21 protein-coding genes are annotated in these 18,369 nt (G+C 60.1%); 14 read left to right on the top strand and 7 right to left on the bottom strand.

The features are described from left to right. Positions 1 to 9: 9 nt before the first annotated feature. Positions 10 to 150: a hypothetical protein gene (locus C7440_RS19865; protein ID WP_165832535.1), complete on the bottom strand. Its 141-nt coding sequence runs from the start codon at positions 148 to 150 to the stop codon at positions 10 to 12. Between the two features lie 67 nt (positions 151 to 217). Further along, complete coding sequence (locus tag C7440_RS10465) at positions 218 to 850, bottom strand: TetR/AcrR family transcriptional regulator (protein ID WP_116518460.1); 633 nt, start codon at positions 848 to 850, stop codon at positions 218 to 220. A 211-nt stretch (positions 851 to 1,061) separates the two neighbouring features. Here C7440_RS10465 and C7440_RS10470 point away from each other — a divergent pair, with 211 nt between their 5' ends. From C7440_RS10470 to C7440_RS10505, 8 genes are all read left to right on the top strand, one after another. After that, positions 1,062 to 2,141, top strand: a complete 1,080-nt coding sequence (locus tag C7440_RS10470; RefSeq protein WP_116518461.1) for a 2,5-dihydroxypyridine 5,6-dioxygenase NicX family protein — start codon at positions 1,062 to 1,064, stop codon at positions 2,139 to 2,141. A gap of 2 nt (positions 2,142 to 2,143) precedes the next feature. After that, positions 2,144 to 2,974, top strand: a complete 831-nt coding sequence (locus C7440_RS10475; protein ID WP_116518462.1) for an alpha/beta hydrolase — start codon at positions 2,144 to 2,146, stop codon at positions 2,972 to 2,974. A gap of 27 nt (positions 2,975 to 3,001) precedes the next feature. Further along, on the top strand, positions 3,002 to 4,189 hold the full coding sequence (locus tag C7440_RS10480; RefSeq protein WP_116518463.1) for an amino acid ABC transporter substrate-binding protein: 1,188 nt from the start codon (positions 3,002 to 3,004) through the stop codon (positions 4,187 to 4,189). A 39-nt stretch (positions 4,190 to 4,228) separates the two neighbouring features. Then, positions 4,229 to 5,125 (top strand): branched-chain amino acid ABC transporter permease, encoded by an 897-nt coding sequence (locus C7440_RS10485; RefSeq protein WP_116518464.1) that lies wholly within the window; start codon positions 4,229 to 4,231, stop codon positions 5,123 to 5,125. Then, positions 5,122 to 6,048, top strand: coding sequence for a branched-chain amino acid ABC transporter permease (locus tag C7440_RS10490; RefSeq protein ID WP_116518465.1), 927 nt, complete (start codon positions 5,122 to 5,124; stop codon positions 6,046 to 6,048). Before C7440_RS10485 ends, C7440_RS10490 begins: the two co-directional genes overlap by 4 nt. After that, positions 6,045 to 6,773 (top strand): ABC transporter ATP-binding protein, encoded by a 729-nt coding sequence (locus tag C7440_RS10495; RefSeq protein ID WP_116518466.1) that lies wholly within the window; start codon positions 6,045 to 6,047, stop codon positions 6,771 to 6,773. Before C7440_RS10490 ends, C7440_RS10495 begins: the two co-directional genes overlap by 4 nt. Further along, entirely contained in the window at positions 6,770 to 7,486 is a 717-nt protein-coding gene (locus C7440_RS10500) for an ABC transporter ATP-binding protein (protein WP_116518467.1), read from the top strand. The genes C7440_RS10495 and C7440_RS10500 overlap by 4 nt, the downstream gene beginning before the upstream one ends. Before the next feature lie 97 nt (positions 7,487 to 7,583). Next, positions 7,584 to 8,417 carry an IclR family transcriptional regulator gene (locus C7440_RS10505; RefSeq protein WP_116518468.1) on the top strand — a complete coding sequence of 278 codons (834 nt, stop codon included), beginning with the start codon at positions 7,584 to 7,586 and terminating at the stop codon, positions 8,415 to 8,417. A gap of 30 nt (positions 8,418 to 8,447) precedes the next feature. On the opposite strand, the gene C7440_RS10510 is transcribed toward C7440_RS10505, so the two are convergent. Then, entirely contained in the window at positions 8,448 to 9,533 is a 1,086-nt protein-coding gene (locus C7440_RS10510) for an aromatic ring-hydroxylating dioxygenase subunit alpha (protein ID WP_116518469.1), read from the bottom strand. 199 nt (positions 9,534 to 9,732) lie between these two features. Between C7440_RS10510 and C7440_RS10515 the strand changes: the two genes are divergently transcribed. The 3 genes from C7440_RS10515 (at position 9,733) to C7440_RS10525 (ending at position 12,717) form a co-directional block, all read left to right on the top strand. Further along, the gene (locus C7440_RS10515; protein ID WP_165832536.1) at positions 9,733 to 10,911 is read left to right on the top strand and encodes an ABC transporter substrate-binding protein; all 1,179 of its coding nucleotides are present in this window, start codon (positions 9,733 to 9,735) and stop codon (positions 10,909 to 10,911) included. Positions 10,912 to 11,145: 234 nt separating this feature from the next. Continuing rightward, on the top strand, positions 11,146 to 12,168 hold the full coding sequence (locus C7440_RS10520) for a TerC family protein (RefSeq protein ID WP_165832537.1): 1,023 nt from the start codon (positions 11,146 to 11,148) through the stop codon (positions 12,166 to 12,168). Positions 12,169 to 12,231: 63 nt separating this feature from the next. After that, positions 12,232 to 12,717, top strand: coding sequence for a nucleoside deaminase (locus tag C7440_RS10525; protein WP_116518589.1), 486 nt, complete (start codon positions 12,232 to 12,234; stop codon positions 12,715 to 12,717). 57 nt (positions 12,718 to 12,774) lie between these two features. Here the strand turns inward: C7440_RS10525 and C7440_RS10530 are convergent, their stop codons facing one another. Continuing rightward, a complete protein-coding gene (locus C7440_RS10530) occupies positions 12,775 to 13,005 on the bottom strand; it encodes a hypothetical protein (RefSeq protein WP_165832538.1) in 231 nt (76 codons plus the stop codon). A 33-nt stretch (positions 13,006 to 13,038) separates the two neighbouring features. Next, on the bottom strand, positions 13,039 to 13,572 hold the full coding sequence (locus C7440_RS10535) for a pseudouridine synthase (RefSeq protein WP_207775399.1): 534 nt from the start codon (positions 13,570 to 13,572) through the stop codon (positions 13,039 to 13,041). A 252-nt stretch (positions 13,573 to 13,824) separates the two neighbouring features. On the opposite strand from C7440_RS10535, the gene C7440_RS10540 reads away from it, so the two are divergent. Beyond that, on the top strand, positions 13,825 to 14,766 hold the full coding sequence (locus C7440_RS10540) for a DMT family transporter (protein ID WP_116518473.1): 942 nt from the start codon (positions 13,825 to 13,827) through the stop codon (positions 14,764 to 14,766). A gap of 65 nt (positions 14,767 to 14,831) precedes the next feature. Here the strand turns inward: C7440_RS10540 and C7440_RS10545 are convergent, their stop codons facing one another. Further along, positions 14,832 to 15,752, bottom strand: coding sequence for an alpha/beta fold hydrolase (locus C7440_RS10545; protein ID WP_243410882.1), 921 nt, complete (start codon positions 15,750 to 15,752; stop codon positions 14,832 to 14,834). 201 nt (positions 15,753 to 15,953) lie between these two features. Between C7440_RS10545 and C7440_RS10550 the strand changes: the two genes are divergently transcribed. Next, a complete protein-coding gene (locus C7440_RS10550; protein WP_026068097.1) occupies positions 15,954 to 16,199 on the top strand; it encodes a type II toxin-antitoxin system ParD family antitoxin in 246 nt (81 codons plus the stop codon). After that, positions 16,189 to 16,488: a type II toxin-antitoxin system RelE/ParE family toxin gene (locus C7440_RS10555; RefSeq protein WP_116518475.1), complete on the top strand. Its 300-nt coding sequence runs from the start codon at positions 16,189 to 16,191 to the stop codon at positions 16,486 to 16,488. The genes C7440_RS10550 and C7440_RS10555 overlap by 11 nt, the downstream gene beginning before the upstream one ends. Before the next feature lie 40 nt (positions 16,489 to 16,528). Here the strand turns inward: C7440_RS10555 and glmS are convergent, their stop codons facing one another. Beyond that, on the bottom strand, positions 16,529 to 18,361 hold the full coding sequence (gene glmS, locus C7440_RS10560) for a glutamine--fructose-6-phosphate transaminase (isomerizing) (RefSeq protein ID WP_116518476.1): 1,833 nt from the start codon (positions 18,359 to 18,361) through the stop codon (positions 16,529 to 16,531). Positions 18,362 to 18,369: the final 8 nt, after the last annotated feature.

Raw genomic sequence — 18,369 nt, forward strand, 5'->3', positions numbered from 1 at the left:
CATTTCGAATCACACAAGCGGGTTGAGCGGCAGCGCTTTCATGAGGCTCATAAGCATCGCAACGCACAGCGAGGGAAGCCGCGCGCCCATGACCATCGAGGCAGGGCTGCGGGGCCGCGACATCAGCATCGGCAGCAACATCAGCGACATAGATAGGCAGCCGACGGCCCACCGAATTCGGGCGGGGCACTCGGCTCTGACGAGCACTTGCTTCAGATTAGCGAAGCAAAAGCCCGCATAGAAATGCCACGTCTTCTTCCGACGCCGTTTCTCCGCTATTCAGGTGATAGTTCAAGGCGTATCCATCGAACGCCATCAACAAGAACTTTGCCGCGGCGTGATGTTGCTGGTGTGCCAGGGCGGGCAGGCACACGGACAGCATGGAAACCAAGCCTTGCTCAACGGTGACACGAAGGCTTGAACTGTATTTTTCTTTGTTTCCGGGAGCCGATAGCGCTTCGATCAGGCTGTTGCAAAAGCCATTGTCGGCTGCGGGCAAGTCGCGCCATATTGCCATGACGAGCTTGCGCAGCTTGTCTTCATGCGTACGGCATTGTTCGAGCTCATTGCGCAACTCATCCAGCCTCTCTGCAAACCATTGCTCATACACGCGGTTCAGCAACTCCAGCTTCGAACCGAAGTACACATATATGTTGGCGGGCGATACGCCTGCGGCCTTGGCGACCTGTGGAATGCGTGTTCCGGCGTAGCCGTGCTGCATGAACAAATCTCGCGCGGCTGAAACTATGGCTTGCTCTACCTCGACCTTTCTTATCTGAACCACTTTTAGTTCCTGGGAAGTATTGGGTGGCGCCTGAACCAACTGCCCTCCCGGGGGCAGATTGACCATCACATCACCAAGCCTGCCAAGGGGCGCCCCGGCGCCGGGACGATACGTTAGACCCGTTCAGGGAAAACCACAATATACGCCGTCAGGCGGCTCTATCTATTATTCCACAAAACCGAACGCTGTTCGTTATTATCAAGAGACAACCCTCTTCCGGCTCTTTCAGAGCGCCACCTTGGCTTAAACCGTCACTTCATTCAAGAGGCAAACCATCATGATGCCTTCGGACATCCGCACCCGCTCCACCAATCCCGCCCTGCTGCCCGGGCTGTTCAGGAAACAATTCGAGCTTTGCCGAATCAAGCCCGGCGACACCATCGCCATCGTCAGCGATCTGGGCACCCGAACCGAGTACATCGAAGCGGCCTTTGCCGCCACCGACATGCTCGGCGCCGATATCTACGAGATGCGCGTCAACGCCATACCGGGATGGACCAACGTGGGCACGCCCACCATCGGACAGTGCAAGGGCACGCTCGAAGCGCTGAAGGCCTGCGACATGATCCTGATCTTCCATGTGCCGCTCTTTGCAAGCTGGCTGCGCGAAGTCATGAATGCGGGCGTGCGCGTGCAGATGATCATCGACGCGCCCGACGACCTGTATGCCCTGCAAGCCCCCAAGGGCCTGAAGGAAGCCGTCATGCACGCGCACCGGGTATACGAGCAGGCCAGGCAGGTGCGCGTAACCAGCAAGGCCGGCACCGACCTGAGCTACTCCTGCGGTGAATATCCGGTAATGAGCCAATACGGCTTTGCCGACGAGCCGGGCCGCTTCGATCATTGGGGCGTTGGCCTGATCCACACCTTTCCGAATGAAGGCAGCGCCTCGGGTCGGGTTATCGTGCAGCCGGGCGACGTGGTGATTCTGCCCTATTGCCGCTATGTGCAGGACCATATCGAGATCGAGGTGCGCGACGGCCACATCCAGAGCATCGAAGGCGGGCTGGACGCTGCGCTGATGCGCGAGTGGCTGGCCGACGGCAAGACGCACGAGGACGACAAAGACCCCTATGCGCTGTCTCACCTGGGCTGGGGCCTGAACCCACAGTGTCGCTGGGACTCCATTGCGCTGTATGGCGATGGACCAGAGCGCAGCCGTGCCGCTTCACGCTGCTTCCCGGGCAATTTCCTGTTCTCTACCGGCCCCAATACCCAGGGCGGCGGCAAGCGCACGACCCGCGGCCACTATGACCTGCCTATGCGTGAATGCACCATTGAACTTGATGGCAAGCGCGTGGTGGAAGAAGGACGCCTGATCGATCCGAAAATGATCGTGCCGCGTGAGGTGCGCTAAGCATGCGCATAGATCAATACCCCCCGCAAGAGCCCATGTCGGAAAACATGCAGGCTTACCACGACCACCTCATGCGCCAGGCCGACGAAAGCCGTGCTCACGAAGCGCAGTATGGCGACGATCCTTACCAAAGCATCATGGTGTTTCCGGCCGAGAAGCCCAACGGCACCGTACTGATGTATCTGCATGGCGGCGGTTGGACGAACGGCTATAAAGAGTGGATGGCCTTCATGGCGCCGGCGCTCAACGCGTTGGGCATCACCTATGCCACGGCGGGCTATCGCCTGGCGCCCCGCCATGTGTTCCCAGCCGGCCTGCAAGATTGCGGAGAGGCCCTGAAATGGCTGGCGGCGAATGTGAAGCAGTTCGGCGGCGACCCCGACATGATGTTCGTTGGCGGCCATTCGGCGGGCGGACACTATGCAGCCCTGCTGGCCACCGCCGACTCCCTGCCTGACGGCACCGACGTACGCCCCCTGATACGCGGCAGCGCGCCGGTCTCGGGCAGTTTTTACTTCGGTGAAGAATCCGGTATGGCTGTGCGCCCACGCTTTCTGGGCGCCCCGGAGTCCGGCAACGAAGTCCACGCGTCCCCGCTGCGCCGTCTGTCGGGGCCAACCTGCCCTTTCCTTCTAACCTGGGGCGAGAAAGACTTTCCCCACCTTATTGTCCAAGCACAACAAATGTCCGACGCGCTGCAGCGACAAGGCACGCGCGTCGATACCCTGGTCCTGCCTCGGCACAATCATTTCACGGCCAGCCATGCGGCCGGTGAGGTGGACGGATTGTGGCCGGATCGTCTCAGCAAGTGGATGCAGTCAATCGTCAACTAAGCGCTTTATAAAAACGAGGAGCACAAGATGATTACACGACGCCATTTCATGACCGCCGCGGCGGCATGCCTGGTTTCCATTGGTCTACACATGCCGCTGCATGCACAAGAATCCCCCGTGCGCATCGGCTATTCCATATCCAAGACAGGGCCTTTCGCGGCCGCAGCGCAAGAACAGCTTGCGGTCTATCAAATGTGGAAGGACGAAGTCAACGCAAAGGGCGGCATGAATGTAGCCGGCACCAAACGCCCGATTGAACTGGTGGAGTACGACAACCAATCCAAGCCCGAACAATCGATACGCATCTACGAAAAACTGATCACCGACGACAAGGTCGACCTGTTGCTGGCGCCATGGGGCACGCCATTCCAGATCGCGCTGGCCCCGGTACTGGAGAAGTACAAGTTTCCGGTTGTGGGCAATACGGGGGCGTCCGTCGCTGTCCGGCAAGTAAAGCCGGGCTATATCTGGTTCCCAACCTCGGCGATTCCCGATCGCATGGCGGTGGAGCTGACCGCCATGCTTAAAGAAAACGGGGTGAAGACAGCTGCCGTGATCTCCAACATCTTGCCGTTTACCAAAGAAATCAAGAACTTTACCGAGCCTGAACTTGAGAAAGCCGGGATCAAGGTGGTCTACAGCACCGAGTATCCGCCCAGCATCAAGGACATGACCTCCATGGTCACGCAAATTCGCGATGCCAAGCCCGATGCGGTGCTGGTGCTCTCTTATCCCGCCGACTCAGTGCTGTACCAGAAGCAGGCCAACGAAATCGGCATTAAAAGCCCCTTCCAGTTCGTGGCGGTCGGCCCTTCCACCTCGGCGTTCCGCGACGCCACCGGCCAGGCCTCCGAGGGGGTCGTCACCATCGGCCATTGGTCGCCCGAGCACGCCGAGTGGCCCAATGCCCGCGCCTTTCGCGATAATTTCGTAGAGCGTTACAAGCATGAGCCCGACTACTTGAACGCCGCCCTTACCTACCTTTCGCTGGAAATCCTCGAGCAGGCGGTGGCCAAGGCCGGACTCGACAAAGAGAAGCTGCGCGAGACGATCTCGAGCGACACGTTCTCGACCATCAACGGAGACATCCGCTTCGAAGGCGTGGAAAACGTCATCACACCTACCGCCTTCCTGCAGATTCAAGACGGCAAGCTGCAGATCGTCTGGCCCGACTCGATCGCGACCAGTAAGTTCCGGCCCAAGTCAGGCGGGTAAATCGATGATGCCCCGTAGCGCGCCGCCAGGAGTACATACGTGAACCCCCTTGATATCCTGCTCTCCGGCCAGTTGCTGTTCGCCGCACTGCTGACCGGGGCCCTCTATGCCATCGTGGCCGTGGGCTTGAACATGGTCTATGGCACCATGCGCCTGCTCAATGTGGCGCATGGCGACATCGTAATGATAGGCGCCTATGCCGCCTATTGGCTGTTCACAGCGGCCGGAGTCTCACCGCTGTGGTCGCTGTTCGTGGTGGCGGGGGGCTGCGCGCTGCTGGGCATGGGCTTGTACAAGGTGCTGCTTCGCCGGGTGATGGCCAGGCCGGCAAGCACCGCCCAGCTCGAAGCCAACTCTTTATTGCTGTTCTTCGGCCTGTCGCTGTTGATCCAGAACGCCATGGTGACGCTGCAAACCGCAACCCCGCGCGCATATACCTATTTTGATCAGGTCTATCGGGTCGGCGCTTTGGCGATGACGGGCAATCGCCTGTTGTCTCTGCTGGTCGCGTTGGCGGTCTGCGCGGCCATCGCCCTGTTTCTTCAGCGCAGCATTTTCGGCTTGGCACTGCGCGCCGTCATCGAACGTTCCGACGCCGCCCGCATCGTTGGAGTCAACGTCGAACGCGTCCATCTCATCAGCTTGGCGCTGGGCTTTGGCGCAGCGGGCGTCGCCGGCGTACTGATCAGCATGATGGAGCAGTTCTCTCCTTTCATTGGCTTTCCCATGACCATCGCCGCCTTCATCGTCATCATTCTGGGAGGGCTGGGAAATATCTCCGCGGGCTTCGCCGCCGCCATGCTGCTGGGCGCAATCGAAGTCTACGGCGTGGCGCTTACCTCGCCCAACATGCGGTCCGTGCTGCTTTATGGCGTATTCGTCCTGGCCTTGATTCTGTTGCCCAAGGGCCTGTTCCCGAGAAGGTTCAAAAAATGAAAAACAAGAAGCTGAGCGGCGCGCTTCTGTGGCCCGTGTTGCTGATTCTCTTTCTTGGCCTGCCTTTCAGCGGCCACGATTATTTCATCGGCATCGGCCTGTCCTTCCTCATGTGGCTGGCCCTGGCGCAAAGCTGGTCTGTGCTGTCCAACATGACCGGCTACATTTCGCTGGGCCACGTCGTCTTCTATGGCCTGGGCAGCTATATCGTGGTGGTGACCTGGCAGCAGGTGCCGCTCTGGATGTCCATCACCGCCGGGGGCCTGGCCAGCGCGCTGTTCGCCGCCCTGATCGGAATGCCGGTCTTGCGCGTGCGCGGCCCGTACTTCGTGATTCTTACTTTCGGCCTGGCTGAACTGGTCAAATATGCATTGCTGGCGCTTGAAGCCCACATGGGCATATCCAGCCGCCTCTTGTTCGGAGCGCCCGACATCGTCACCATCTACTGGATGATACTGGCCCTGGCTGTAGCTTCGACCATACTGCTCGAAGCCGTGCACCGCTCGCGCTTCGGCCACGGCCTGCGCTCGCTGCGCGAAGACGAACAGGCAGCCGAGACATTGGGGGTGCCCGTCACTCGCTTCAAACTCTATGCCTACGTGCTGTCGGCCTTCATCCCCGGCATGGTCGGCGGCGTGATGGCCTTGCGTTCCACTTACTTCGAAGCCGGCCAGGCTTTCGACCCCCTGATCTCCATCAACATCATCGTCATGGCCATCATAGGCGGGGGCGACAATGCGCGCGGGCCGCTCATCGGCGTCGCCTTCCTCGTGCTGCTTTCCGAATGGCTGTGGGTCGAGGCGCCGCAGTTCTACCTGATCGTGCTGGGCCTGCTGATGCTGGTGTTCGTGGTCCTGCTGCCGAACGGCTTGCTGGGGCTGCATGAGGCCCGCCAACGAACACGCCAACGGAGCGCCACATGAACCATTTGTCACTGCGGGGCGTAAGCAAGAACTTCGGCGGGGTCCAGGCGCTTAGCAACGTGTCGTTCGACGTTCGGCCGGGCGAGATCGTCGGGCTGATGGGAGCCAACGGCGCCGGCAAAACGACGCTGTTCAACCTGATCACCGGCCACATCCCGGCATCCGGCGGCCAGATCCTGCTGCGCGGCCAGCCGTTGGCGGGGCTTCGTCCCGACCAGATCTGCCGCCTGGGCGTCGGGCGCACCTTTCAGATCGTCAAGCCCTTTCCGCGGCTGACGGTTGCCGACAACCTGCTTACGGCGGCCCTGTTCGGCCGCATCGGCCTGCGCGACCGCAAACAGGCCATGGAACATTGCGCGGGCATTCTGGAAGACCTGGCCCTGGCGCACTGCGCCGACATGCCGGCCTCCGAGTTGACCCTGTCGGGACAAAAGCGCCTTGAACTGGCACGCGCCCTATGCGGCGGATCAGACCTGATCCTGCTGGATGAAGTCATGGCGGGGCTGACGCCGCCTGAAGTACAGGACATGCTCGACGTCATCGCCCGGCTGCAAAGCTCGCGCAACCTGACCATCGTCATTATCGAGCATGTCATGCGCGCCCTGATGACCTTGTCCGACCGCATTGTAGTGCTGCACCTGGGCGAAGTACTGCTCAGCGGCACCCCTGACGACATTGCCTCCGACCCCCGGGTACACGACGTTTATTTCGGAGCAGAACAATGACCCGCAACGTCCTTTCGATCGAACAGGCCGCGACCGGCTATGGAAAAATGGAAATCGTGCACGGCGTTTCCATTGAAGTGCGCGAAGGCGGCGTTACAGCCCTGGTTGGCGGAAACGGCGCCGGCAAGACCACCTTGATGCTGATGCTGGCCGGGCTGCTGCCCGTGACGGCGGGACGGCTGCGCCTGGACGGCGCCGACATTACCCAGACACGCAGTGACGAACGCGTCGAGGCGGGCATCGCCCTGGTTCCCGAGGGCAGGAAGATTTTTCCCAACCTGACCGTTCACGAGAACCTGCGCCTGGGCGCGGTCACGGCTCGAGCCCGTCATAACTGGCAAGAGAGGCTCGCCGAGATGCACACACTCTTCCCGCGCTTGCAAGAACGCCGCAACCAGGCGGCCGGCACGCTATCGGGCGGCGAACAGCAGATGCTGGCCATCGCGCGCGGGCTGATGTCCCGGCCCCGTGTCCTGCTGCTGGACGAACCCACCCTGGGGCTGGCCCCCATCATGGCCAGGCACGTATTCGACACCATACGCGAGCTCAACCGTTCGGGCCTGACCATTTTGCTGGCCGAGCAAGACACCCGTAGCACGCTCAAGGTAGCCGACTTCGCCCACGTAATCGAGAACGGACACGTTGCGTTGTCTGGGCCCAGCCAGCAGCTCGCCGACAACCCGCGCATCCGGCAGGCCTACCTGGGCCTATAGGGCTTGCTTTAAGCGTCTATTCCGGCATCCATCGGCCTGAACTTGCTGAGCCGCTCGTCGTTACACTAAGATGGTGAACTCAATGTACGGGTGACTCATGTCAGAAGAACTCTCGCTCGTCGATTCAAACCATTCAGTTTCGACGCAAGGCAGAACGCAAGCCGCTAAACCCCGCGGCATCCAGTCGATTCTCATCGGCTTCCATATTTTGGACCGCCTGGCCGAATCGCCGACGCCGCTCGGGCTGAAGCATTTGGCCGAGGCCAGCAACATGCCCGCCAGCAAGCTGCGCTTTTACTTGGTCAGCTTCCTGGAGCTGGGCCTCGTTACCCAAGAGGCGCCCAGCGGCCGCTACAGCCTGGGGCCCACGGCGTTGCGCCTGGGGCTGGCCGCCCTTGAAAAATTCGACATCATCAATCTTGCGCGCAGCGAAATGCGGCAACTCGCCGACCAGCTGGGCTTTTCGGTGTTCCTGGCTGTGTGGGGCACACATGGGCCCACCATCATCGACCGCGTCGACGGACGCAACCGCACCGTGCTGGAAATCCGGGTGGGCACGGCCCTGCCCTTGCAGACTTCTGCCATGGGGCGCGCCTATGCGGCCTTCCTGCCCAAGGCGGTCATTTCACCGCTTCTGCGCACCGAACGCCGCCAGGGTCTTGTGGTGGACGACTTTCCCATGCAGGGCACGGCGCAGGGCGAAGAGATCCGGGCAACCCGGTTGTCAGTCTCGTCCGGCAGGCTGTTGGCGGGGTTTACCGCCATTGCCTCGCCGGTGCTCGACAGGGCCGGCACCCCCGTGGCCATGCTGTCTGTCGTCGGGCAGGTGGGCCCCCTGAAGGATACGCACGAAGACACCCCGGCGCACGCCCTGCTTGAATTGACCAAGCGGCTAAGCCTGCAGCTGGGGTGGTCTGAAAAAGAGCGCTGAAATGACCGGGTGGGCTACCGTTCCGCCCTGCTACACCTCTTCGAGCAGCGCAAACGAATGTTCGGGCACCAATTTAGGCGGGGCCACAACATGCGCCGGGTTCTCTTCTTCGTCCTTTAACCGCTGCTCAAGCAGGCGGCGAGCCTGTATGGGCGCTTGATCGAGCTTGATGGCAACCGTCGGCACCTCTGTCTTGCGCTCTTGCATTTGCTTCTGCTGGATTTCAAGAATGGCTTTGTCTTGGTCGAAGGTCGCAGCAATCGCCTTTTGCACCGATTCCGTCATGGCCTCGTCCTCAATCTTGTAATTGCGAACAAATGCCCAGAAGTAGTGGGTGCTGGTCTCTGTCTCGGGGGTCAGCAGATGCAATACGTGGCCGATCAATGCCCCCGAACGATCTTGCTCGACCGGGTGGAAGCCCACGATGGTCAGGTTGATGGCTGGCACCAGGTTGATGGCGGACTGCCATCGATTGATGACGCATTCGCCCCCTAAAGACATGGCAAAAAATGGCGGCGCCTCTATATCGGGCATTTCCCGGTGTGCCCGCGTCAAACAGCCGGCCTCGACCGTAACGTTGACCGCATAGTTGGCAATGGACTCTTCCTCGTCATTGCCGATGGTGTCTTCGTGCACATAGGTTTCATGGCTAAGGTCGAGCAGGTTGTCGTTAAGCAGGCGGAAGTTGGCGCCGATGTTGTGGTAGCCCCGCGAAGCGGCCCACTCGAGGCTGTTGTTCCAGTGGAGATCAGGAATCAGTTCGGGGTCTGCAAGCGTTTCATCGCCCAGCCATATCCACGCCAGGCCATGGCGCAGCTCAAGCGGGTATGTCTTGACCCTGGCGGCGGCCGGGATGCCGGACTGCCCCGGAACGTGCGTGCATTCGCCCTGCGCGGAAAAACACATGCCGTGATAGCCGCAACGAATTTCATCGCCCACCCGCTTGCCCTGCGATAAAGGCAGCAGGCGATGCGGGCAGGCATCGTCCATGGCACAGAGCTGCCCCGCCGAGGTACGGAACATCAGGACAAGAACATCGAGCAGGCGCCGCGCAACGAACGGTTGATCGAACTCGGACTCGAAGGCCGCGACATACCAAACATTTTGCACAAACATGATGGGCTCCTGGGAAGTTTGCACGGCGTGGACCGGATGGTTTAACGACGCACGCGAAAATCAACACTGTTGATCCAATACAACTTTATATCCCAAAAATGCTCTTCAGAATTAGGGAAATTACCGAATTTTTGGCTAAATAATTTGATGTTATTGTCCAGATGCAACCATATTTACAACGATGACTAAGGAGAACACGGTGAAAAGGCTATGGATCGCACTCTGTCTGGCGTCCGTTCTCGGGGCGACAGGCACAACCGCGCTGGCGGATGAAATCAAGATCGGCTACGTAAACACCTTCTCGGGGCCGGGTGCCATATTGGGCAAGCACTATCGGGACGCCTTTGAACTTGCGGTGGAAGAACTGGGCGGCAAGATGGCGGGGCTGGACGTGAAGGTCGAATACGGCGACGACCAACTGAAGCCGGAAATCGCCAAGACCGTCGTAGAACGCATGGTGGAACGCGACGACGTGGATATTGTGGCGGGCTTCAATTTCTCGAACGTGCTGCTGGCTTCGCTCAAGACCGTGACCGATGCAAACAAGCTGCTGATCAGTTCGAATGCCGGGCCTTCGAACCTGGCCGGCGAGCAGTGCCAACCCAACTTCTTCAGCGTGGGCCAGCAAAACGACGGCGCCAGCGAGGCGCTGGGCCGATACCTGAAAGAACAAAACGTGGAAAGCGTGTACGCCCTGGCGCCCAATTACCAAGCCGGTCGCGACATGATCGCCGGCCTGAAGCGCGGGTTCGGCAAAGAACTGGTGGACGAAGTGTACACACAGCTTTCCCAAACCGACTTTCAACCCGAACTGAGCCAGATACGCGCCGCCAAGCCGGCCGCGGTGTTTGTATTCATGCCCGGCGGCAACGGCATCAACTTCGTCAAGCAGTGGGCTCAGGCCGGCCTGAACAGCGAAATACCCCTTTATTCGGTGTATTCGGTCGACCACACCACCTTGCAGGCTATAGGCCCATCGGCTGAAGGCACACTGGGCGTTTCGCAGTATGTCGAAGATCTGCCCTTTGAAGCCAACCAGAAATTCATCAAAAAATTTGTCGACCGCTACGGCTACTACCCTTCCGAGTATGCCGCCAGCGCCTATGACACGGCAATGCTGATCAACAGCGCCGTGGTGGCGACCCAAGGCAAGCTGGACGACGTCGACGCCTTGCGTGCAGCGGTGCAGAAGGCCGACTTCGAGTCGGTGCGCGGCCCCGGCTTCAAGCTGGGCAAAAACCATATGCCCATACAAAATTATTATCTGCGCGAGACCGTAAAGAAAGAAGACGGCAAACTGGGCTTTGTCACCCGCGGAACTGTGGTCGAGAACTATGTCGACCACTACGGCGCCCAATGCACCAATATCAAAGGCTAGTTGACGAGAGCGGCCAAATTCTGCTTCAATTTGAGCCTCTCAAAGGGGAGTAGCTGGCACAAGCGCTAAATGGTTTGTGTTGCGGCGCCGTCATTACGACACCAATTGGTTTGGCAGCCATTGGGGTCCGGTGCCGTTTCTCAAGGTTCATCGCCTTGGGCGGCAAGACTGGCGAGGTTTCCTGACCATTTGTCGCCCATGCCTTGCCTGCCTGGGTAGCGAGACTCGCCCGCTATGGCCTCTATCGGCACACCTTTGCTCTGGACGCTGTTCACAGTGTTCGTCCTGATCGCGCTCGCGATCGATTTCATTGCACTCAACCGCCAAGGCTCGCATGCCGTCAGCATGCGGGAAGCCACCATCTGGTCGCTGATCTGGGTGGCCGTATCTTTTCTGTTTGTCGGCTGGATGTGGTGGTACCTGGGCGGCACCGGCGCCGATCCCGTTTCCCGCAACCTGGCCAACGCCAAGGCGCTGGAGTTCATCACCGGCTACCTGGTCGAAAAGGCGCTTGCGGTGGACAACATCTTTGTGTTCCTGATGATCTTCACCTATTTCGCCGTGCCCGCGCCCTTCCAGAAGCGGGCCTTGATGATAGGCATTCTAAGCGCCTTGGTCTTGCGCGCCGTCATGATCCTGGTGGGCGCCTGGCTGATCGTCCGGTTTCACTGGCTGATGTACGTGTTCGGCGTGTTCCTGGTGTTCACCGGATTCAAGATGTGGCGGGCGGCCGGCCAGGAGCCGGACCTTGGGAACAACCCCGCGCTTCGCTGGATCAACAAGCGCTTCAAGATCTCGGCCGAGTACGACGGAGAAAAGTTCTTCACCTGGGCCAATGGAATCAAGATGGCCACCCCGCTGCTTGTCGTGATCGTGCTGATCGGCATTGTGGACGTGGTGTTCGCGGTGGACTCGATCCCCGCCATCTTCGCCATTACGACCGACCCCTTCATTGTGCTTACCTCGAACGTCTTTGCGATACTGGGCCTGCGGGCCATGTATTTCCTGTTGGCCGGCGTGCACGAACGGTTCCATCTGCTTTCGTACGGGCTGGCTGTCATCCTGGTGTTCATCGGCGCCAAGATGCTGCTTATCGACATCTACAAGATACCCGTCGCCTGGTCCCTGGGCTTTACGGTCAGCGCGCTTGCCGCCGCCATGGCGCTGTCGCTGAAGATACCGGCCAAGCAGGGCCAGGCCCGGTCGGCGTTTCCGTTCAGGCCCAAGCGTGAGGACAAGTCTGGTACAAAGGAGTAGGCGCCAGGCCCTGGCGGCAAGACCGGCCTGGAGTTTCGACCGTATTTCTTATTGGGGATGACGATGATCAGCGAACAAGATCGCCAATACCTCAGGCGCAGCATCGAACTGGCGGAAGCGGCGTTGGCCGCAGGCGACAAGCCGTTTGGATCGGTGCTTGTATCAGCTGGGGGCGAAGTATTGTTTGAAGACCACAACCGCGTTTCAAGCGGCGACGCCACCCAGCACCCCGAGTTCGCCATAGCCCGATGGGCGGCGCAGAACATGAGCCCCGAAGAGCGCGCGCAAGCAACGGTTTACACCTCGGGCGAACACTGCGCCATGTGCTCCGCCGCCCACGGCTGGGCCGGGCTTGGCCGCATCGTCTATGCCAGCTCTTCGGCGCAACTGCGCAGCTGGCTGTCGGCGCTGGGCGTTGCGCCCTCGCCAGTGCGCGTCTTGCCGATAAGCGACGTCATTGCGGATGCGGTGGTCGACGGGCCGGACGATGAGCTTGCCGAACAGGTGCACGAGCTTCAGGTTCGGTACTACGCCAAGGGTGAGCGCTAGGCTTCAGGGGTGCGGTGCGGTCGGCGCTGCAGAAGATCAACTTGGAGCAAACGGGCTTTAATCGCGCTCATTGGCTTGGTCACGACTAAGGCGGAAATCGGCGGGCAGTTTCCCCCGGAACGCGCTCAGTCGCTTGGTCTGCTCAAGCTGCATTTCGTGCACCTGAAGATGGCGCAACGCGTCGAACTCGCCCATGCGGCGCTTGCTGATAAGCCCGGCATTGTGCAAACCAAGGGCAGTGTCGTGCATTTCGTCCAGAATGCGGCTGTTATGTTTGCTTGATGTCATCACTTATCTCCACGAGTTTAGTCAGTTTAGGCTCTAAACAACCTTGGGATCCAGCTCGCGCCACTGCCCTGGCGCCAGCCCGTCCAATCCCCATGGGCCTATTCGCACCCGAACCAAGCGCAACGTGGGCAAGCCGACCGCGGCGGTCATTCTTCGCACCTGACGGTTGCGGCCTTCGTGTATCGTCAATTCAAGCCAAGCGGTCGGAATGCTTTTTCGGAACCGCACCGGTGGATTGCGAGGCCAGATGTCGGGCTCGTCGATCAGGCGAGCCTGGGCCGGCAGCGTGGGGCCGTCCTTCAGCACAATACCTCGACGCAAACTCTGCAGTTGCTCCGGGCTGGGCTGGCCTTCTACCTGAACCCAGTAGGTCTTGGCCAATTTATACCGAGGGTCCGAAATGCGGGCTTGTAGACGGCCGTCATTGGTCAGCAGCAGCAGACCCTCGCTATCCCGATCCAGGCGGCCGGCGGGGTAGACGTCGGCCACGTCGACGAAATCTTTGAGTGTGGCACGCCCTTGGTCGTCGCTGAACTGAGCCAGTACGTCGAAGGGCTTGTTCAGCATCAATAGCCGTGGCGTGGCGGGGGCCGCTTGGCGCACCGGCCGCCGGGCCCTATCGGGCTTTGGCCTATGGTTTCCAAGCTGGCCGGATTTCGGCGCGATCAAAATGGAATCGATCATCAGCACCCGCGTGGGGCAATGGCCTTGAGTATATCAACTATGACTGCCCGCTATAGAAGAAAGCGCTCGCCAGGCATCAATATGGCGACCATCCATAGATATAATGCCCGGACGACCTCTTAAGGAAAGCTCTGGATGTCCGTCTTCCCATTGTGGCTGCGCGGCGGCTTGATGCTTGCAGCCACAGCCATGACCTGGGGAGGCATGTTCCCCGTCATGAAACCGCTGCTTGAGCACGTCGACCCGTTCACTATTGCGTTGATCCGCTTCGGATTTTCCGTACCGATTCTAATTGCAATCCTGTTGTTCATCGAAGGCCCCTCAGCGCTAAACACCCAGGGCAAAGCGCTTCGACTCTGGTGGCTGGGCACGCTTGGTTTCTTCGGTTTCGGAGTGCTGGCCATCTTCGGCCTCGAATCCATCCGACCAGAGCATGCGGCTGTCGTACCGGCACTGATGCCCCTGATTTCCATTGTGGTGATATCGGTGCGCACACGCCGCCCGCCAAGACCGCCCGCTTTGCTTGCAATCGCATTGGGCCTTGCAGGGGTTACCCTGGTGGCGTCCCGCGGTGATCCGGCAGCCCTATTGCATGGCACCGAAACGCGTGGCTTGGCGCTGGTTTTCGTTGGGGTAACCTCCTGGGTATTCTATACATTGGCAGCGGCAGAGTTTCCAAGTTGGTCGGGTCTGCGCTACACCACACTTACCCTTACACTGGCCGTACTAAGCATTCTCGCCATGCAAGTTATTGCGTTGGCCTTGGGCGCCATCAAATTGCCGACCCTGGCCACGCTCGTCAGTTTCACTCCGTCGTTCGGCTACCTGGTACTCCTCGCGTCCGTCATGGGATTTCTTTTTTGGAATGCCGGCATGCGCGCGCTAGGCCCCGCCCATGGGGTATTGTTTATCAATCTCGTGCCTGTAACCGCGTTCTCGGTCTCGTTGATGCAAGGACACATCCCAACAGGGTGGGAGCTAGCGGGGGTAGCCCTGGTGATCAGCGCGTTGGTACTGAACAGCTTCTCTACCAAGAGGCAAACCTCAAAGGCTCAACTCGCCAGCATCAATGGATGACAGATAGCGCAGTCACAATCGTTTTCGCAAAGAGGTATCTCGATGATCGGGATATTGGCTGGCGACTACACCAGAAAGCTTTCCACAGCCTGGGCCAGAATACCCGGTTGATCCAAATGAACCATATGCCCGCAATCATCGATGCGCAGCCGCTGCAGAGACTTTATCCTGCCCAGGCGGGCTTCGAATTCTTCACGCGAGTAGCGCTCGGGGCTCAGCGGAGTCTGTTCCGGTTTGTCCCCTTCCACCCATAGCACGCTAGCTTGAATTTTTTCCCAGGCGGCAAGCACCTCATCACAGCGATACAGTATCGGGTTCACGCGCTTATGCGCTGCATCCGCCCTCACATGCCAGCGCCCGTCTGCTTTGCGTTCAGCCCATTCCCCCGCAAGCCATAGGGCGAACCCTTCATCCATGTGGGGGCTGCGTTTCAGCAGGTGGCCGGCGACCTCTTGCACGCTAGCAAACGTGCGGATCGCAACCGGCGTCTTCAGTTCTGAAAGCCATTGAGCCAATCTGCCCGGCGCCTGAGACGGCAACGTTCGCGCAAGCCCGAACCCCTCGACATTGACCAGGCGCCGGATACGTTCGGGACACGTTCCGGCATAAATCATCGCGATGTTACCGCCCATGCTGTGACCCAGAAGGTCGATCGGCGCATTCGGCGAGATATGGTCAATGACCGCATCGAGATCGGCGTAATAATCGTAGAACCAGTAACTATCGCTGGGCCGCGACGCCCTGCTTCCTCCGAAGCCCCGCCAGTCCAAGGCAACGACCTCGCGCTCTGTGCCCAACGCATCGACAAAGCGCTGAAAAGACGCTCCCATGTCCATCCAGCCATGTGCGAGAAGCAGCGGAGGTGCGCTCATGCTCGAACTTTCTTGCGCCAGCCAGCGGCGAAGTCGATACGACACGTCGCCTCGGATCTGGATTTGCTCGATGGTGCCGGGTCTGTGCGGGGTATAGGAAGATGTTGTATTCATGCCATGATGTTAACGCTTGACGGCGGGTTGCTGGTTCCCCTTTTGCTGGGGCATCGACATTCAACGTCAGCACTGATGCACGACCCAATCGCTCTTCCTTCGCTGTCCCGGCGCACACGCCCGGCACGGAAAGGAGACCGTTCTCAAGAATACCAATTTTTGGTACGATCAAATCATCGTTATTGCCGAAATAGGCCTCTCATGCCACGCAACACATCCGTCTCCTTGGGTGACCACTTTATAGAATTCGTCGACAGCCAAGTATCGTCCGGGCGCTATGGATCGGCCAGCGAAGTGGTGCGGGCCGGCTTGCGCATGCTTGAATCCCACGAAAACCAGGTTCGCGCACTGCAAGAAGCCCTGAAAGCGGGTGAAGACTCTGGCGCAGCCGTTCCTTTCGACACCACATCCTTCCTGAAGCGGATGCGCACCTCGCATGTCCGCTAAAAAGCGCCAAATCAAACTCAGGCCTCTAGCTGAAGCCGACCTTGAGCAAATCTGGCTCTACACGTTCAAGCACTGGTCTCTTGAGCAAGCCGATACATATGTACGCGACCTTACCGCCGCGATGGAAGACCTCGCGTGCAATGCCAAAACGGGCCGCGTATGCAGTGTTCGGGAAGGCTATTATCAGTACGCCGTCGGCTCCCACATTATGTTCTACCGCATGACACCCGACGCGTTGGATATCACCCGTATTTTGCACCAGCGCATGGATGTCGAGAGGCATCTGTAAGCCGCCTCTCATACTCGCTGGGCTATGGCTTCAACCCCCCCTACTCCACCGTCACACTCTTCGCCAGATTCCGCGGCTTATCCACATCAGTCCCCCTTGCGCACGCGGTGTGATACGCCAGCAACTGCAGCGGTATCGTATGCAGCAGCGGCGACAGCTTTCCGTAGTGTTCGGGCATGCGGATGACGTGCATGCCTTCTTCGCTGGCGATCTTGGTGTCGGCATCGGCGAACACGTACAGCTCGCCGCCGCGGGCGCGCACTTCCTGCATGTTGGACTTGAGTTTTTCAAGCAGCTCGTCGCGCGGGGCGATGGTAACCACCGGCATGTGCTCGGTGACCAAAGCCAGGGGGCCGTGCTTGAGTTCGCCGGCGGGGTAGGCTTCGGCGTGGATGTAGCTGATCTCTTTGAGCTTGAGGGCGCCTTCGAGGGCGATGGGGTAATGCATGCCGCGCCCCAGGAACAGGGCGTTTTCCTTGGCGGCGAAGCGGTCAGCCCAGGCCATGATCTGCGGCTCTAGCGCCAGCACGGCCTGGATGGCAACGGGCAGGTGGCGCAAGGCCTTCAGGCCCTCGGCCTCTTGCTCATCGGCAAGCCGGCCCTTTGATTGCGCCAGGGCCAGGGTCAGCAGGTACAGGGCGGTCAGCTGGGTGGTGAAGGCCTTGGTAGAGGCCACGCCGATTTCAACGCCGGCGCGGGTGATGTAGTTCAGCTTGCACTCGCGCACCATGGCGCTGGTGGACACATTGCAGATGGTCAGCGTGTTTTCCATGCCCAGGCCGCGGGCGTGCTTGAGGGCGGCCAGGGTGTCGGCGGTTTCGCCCGACTGGGAGATGGTCACCACCAGGCTGCGCGGGTTGGGCACGCTGTCGCGGTAGCGGTATTCGCTGGCGATCTCGACGTTGACGGGTATCTTGGCGATGGATTCGATCCAGTACTTGGCGGTAAGGCCCGCGTAATAGCTGGTGCCGCAGGCCAGTATGAGCAGATTGTCGATTTCCTTGAAGACTTTGTAGGCCTCGTCGCCGAACAGCTCGGGGGTGATGGTCTCGATGTCTTGCAGGGTGTCGGCCACGGCGCGGGGCTGCTCGAAGATTTCTTTCTGCATGTAGTGCCGATAGGGGCCCAGCTCGGCGGCGGCGGTGTGCGAATGCACGGTGTGCACGGCGCGCTCTACCTGGCGGCCCTGGCCGTCGACGATCCATACGCGCGCCAGTTGCAGGTCGACCACGTCGCCGTCTTCAAGATAGATGATCTGGTCGGTGGTGCCGGCCAGCGCCAGGGCGTCGGAAGCCAGGAAGTTTTCGTCCTGGCCGCGGCCCACCACCAGAGGCGAGCCCTGGCGGGCGCCCACGACACGGTGGGGCTCGTCGCGGCAGAACACGGCGATGGCGTAGGCGCCTTCCAAGCGTTGCGTGGCCTGCTGCACGGCGGCGAACAGGTCGCCATCGTAGTTGTGGTCGATGAGATGGGCGATGACTTCGGTATCGGTCTGGCTTTCGAACTCGTAACCGGCGGCGCGCAGTTCGCTGCGCAGTTCGTCGTGGTTCTCGATGATGCCGTTGTGCACCAGGGCAATGCGCGGTTCGCCGCGGTTCTGGCCCGAGAAATGGGGATGGGCATTGTGAGTGGCAGGCGCGCCATGAGTGGCCCAGCGGGTATGGGCTATGCCGGTGAAGCCGGCCAGCTGTTCTTGCTGGATTTCGCGCTCGAGCTCGGCCACGCGCTGGGTGCTGCGCGTGCGGCGCAGGGCGCCATCTACGTATACGGCCACGCCGCAGGAGTCATAGCCGCGGTATTCGAGACGCTTGAGGCCCTCGACCAGAATGGGGGTTACGTCGCGCTGGGCGACGGCTCCGACGATGCCGCACATATGAACCT

Origin of the sequence: Pusillimonas noertemannii (genome assembly GCF_003096595.1) — a bacterium.
Lineage (GTDB): Bacteria > Pseudomonadota > Gammaproteobacteria > Burkholderiales > Burkholderiaceae_B > Pusillimonas > Pusillimonas noertemannii.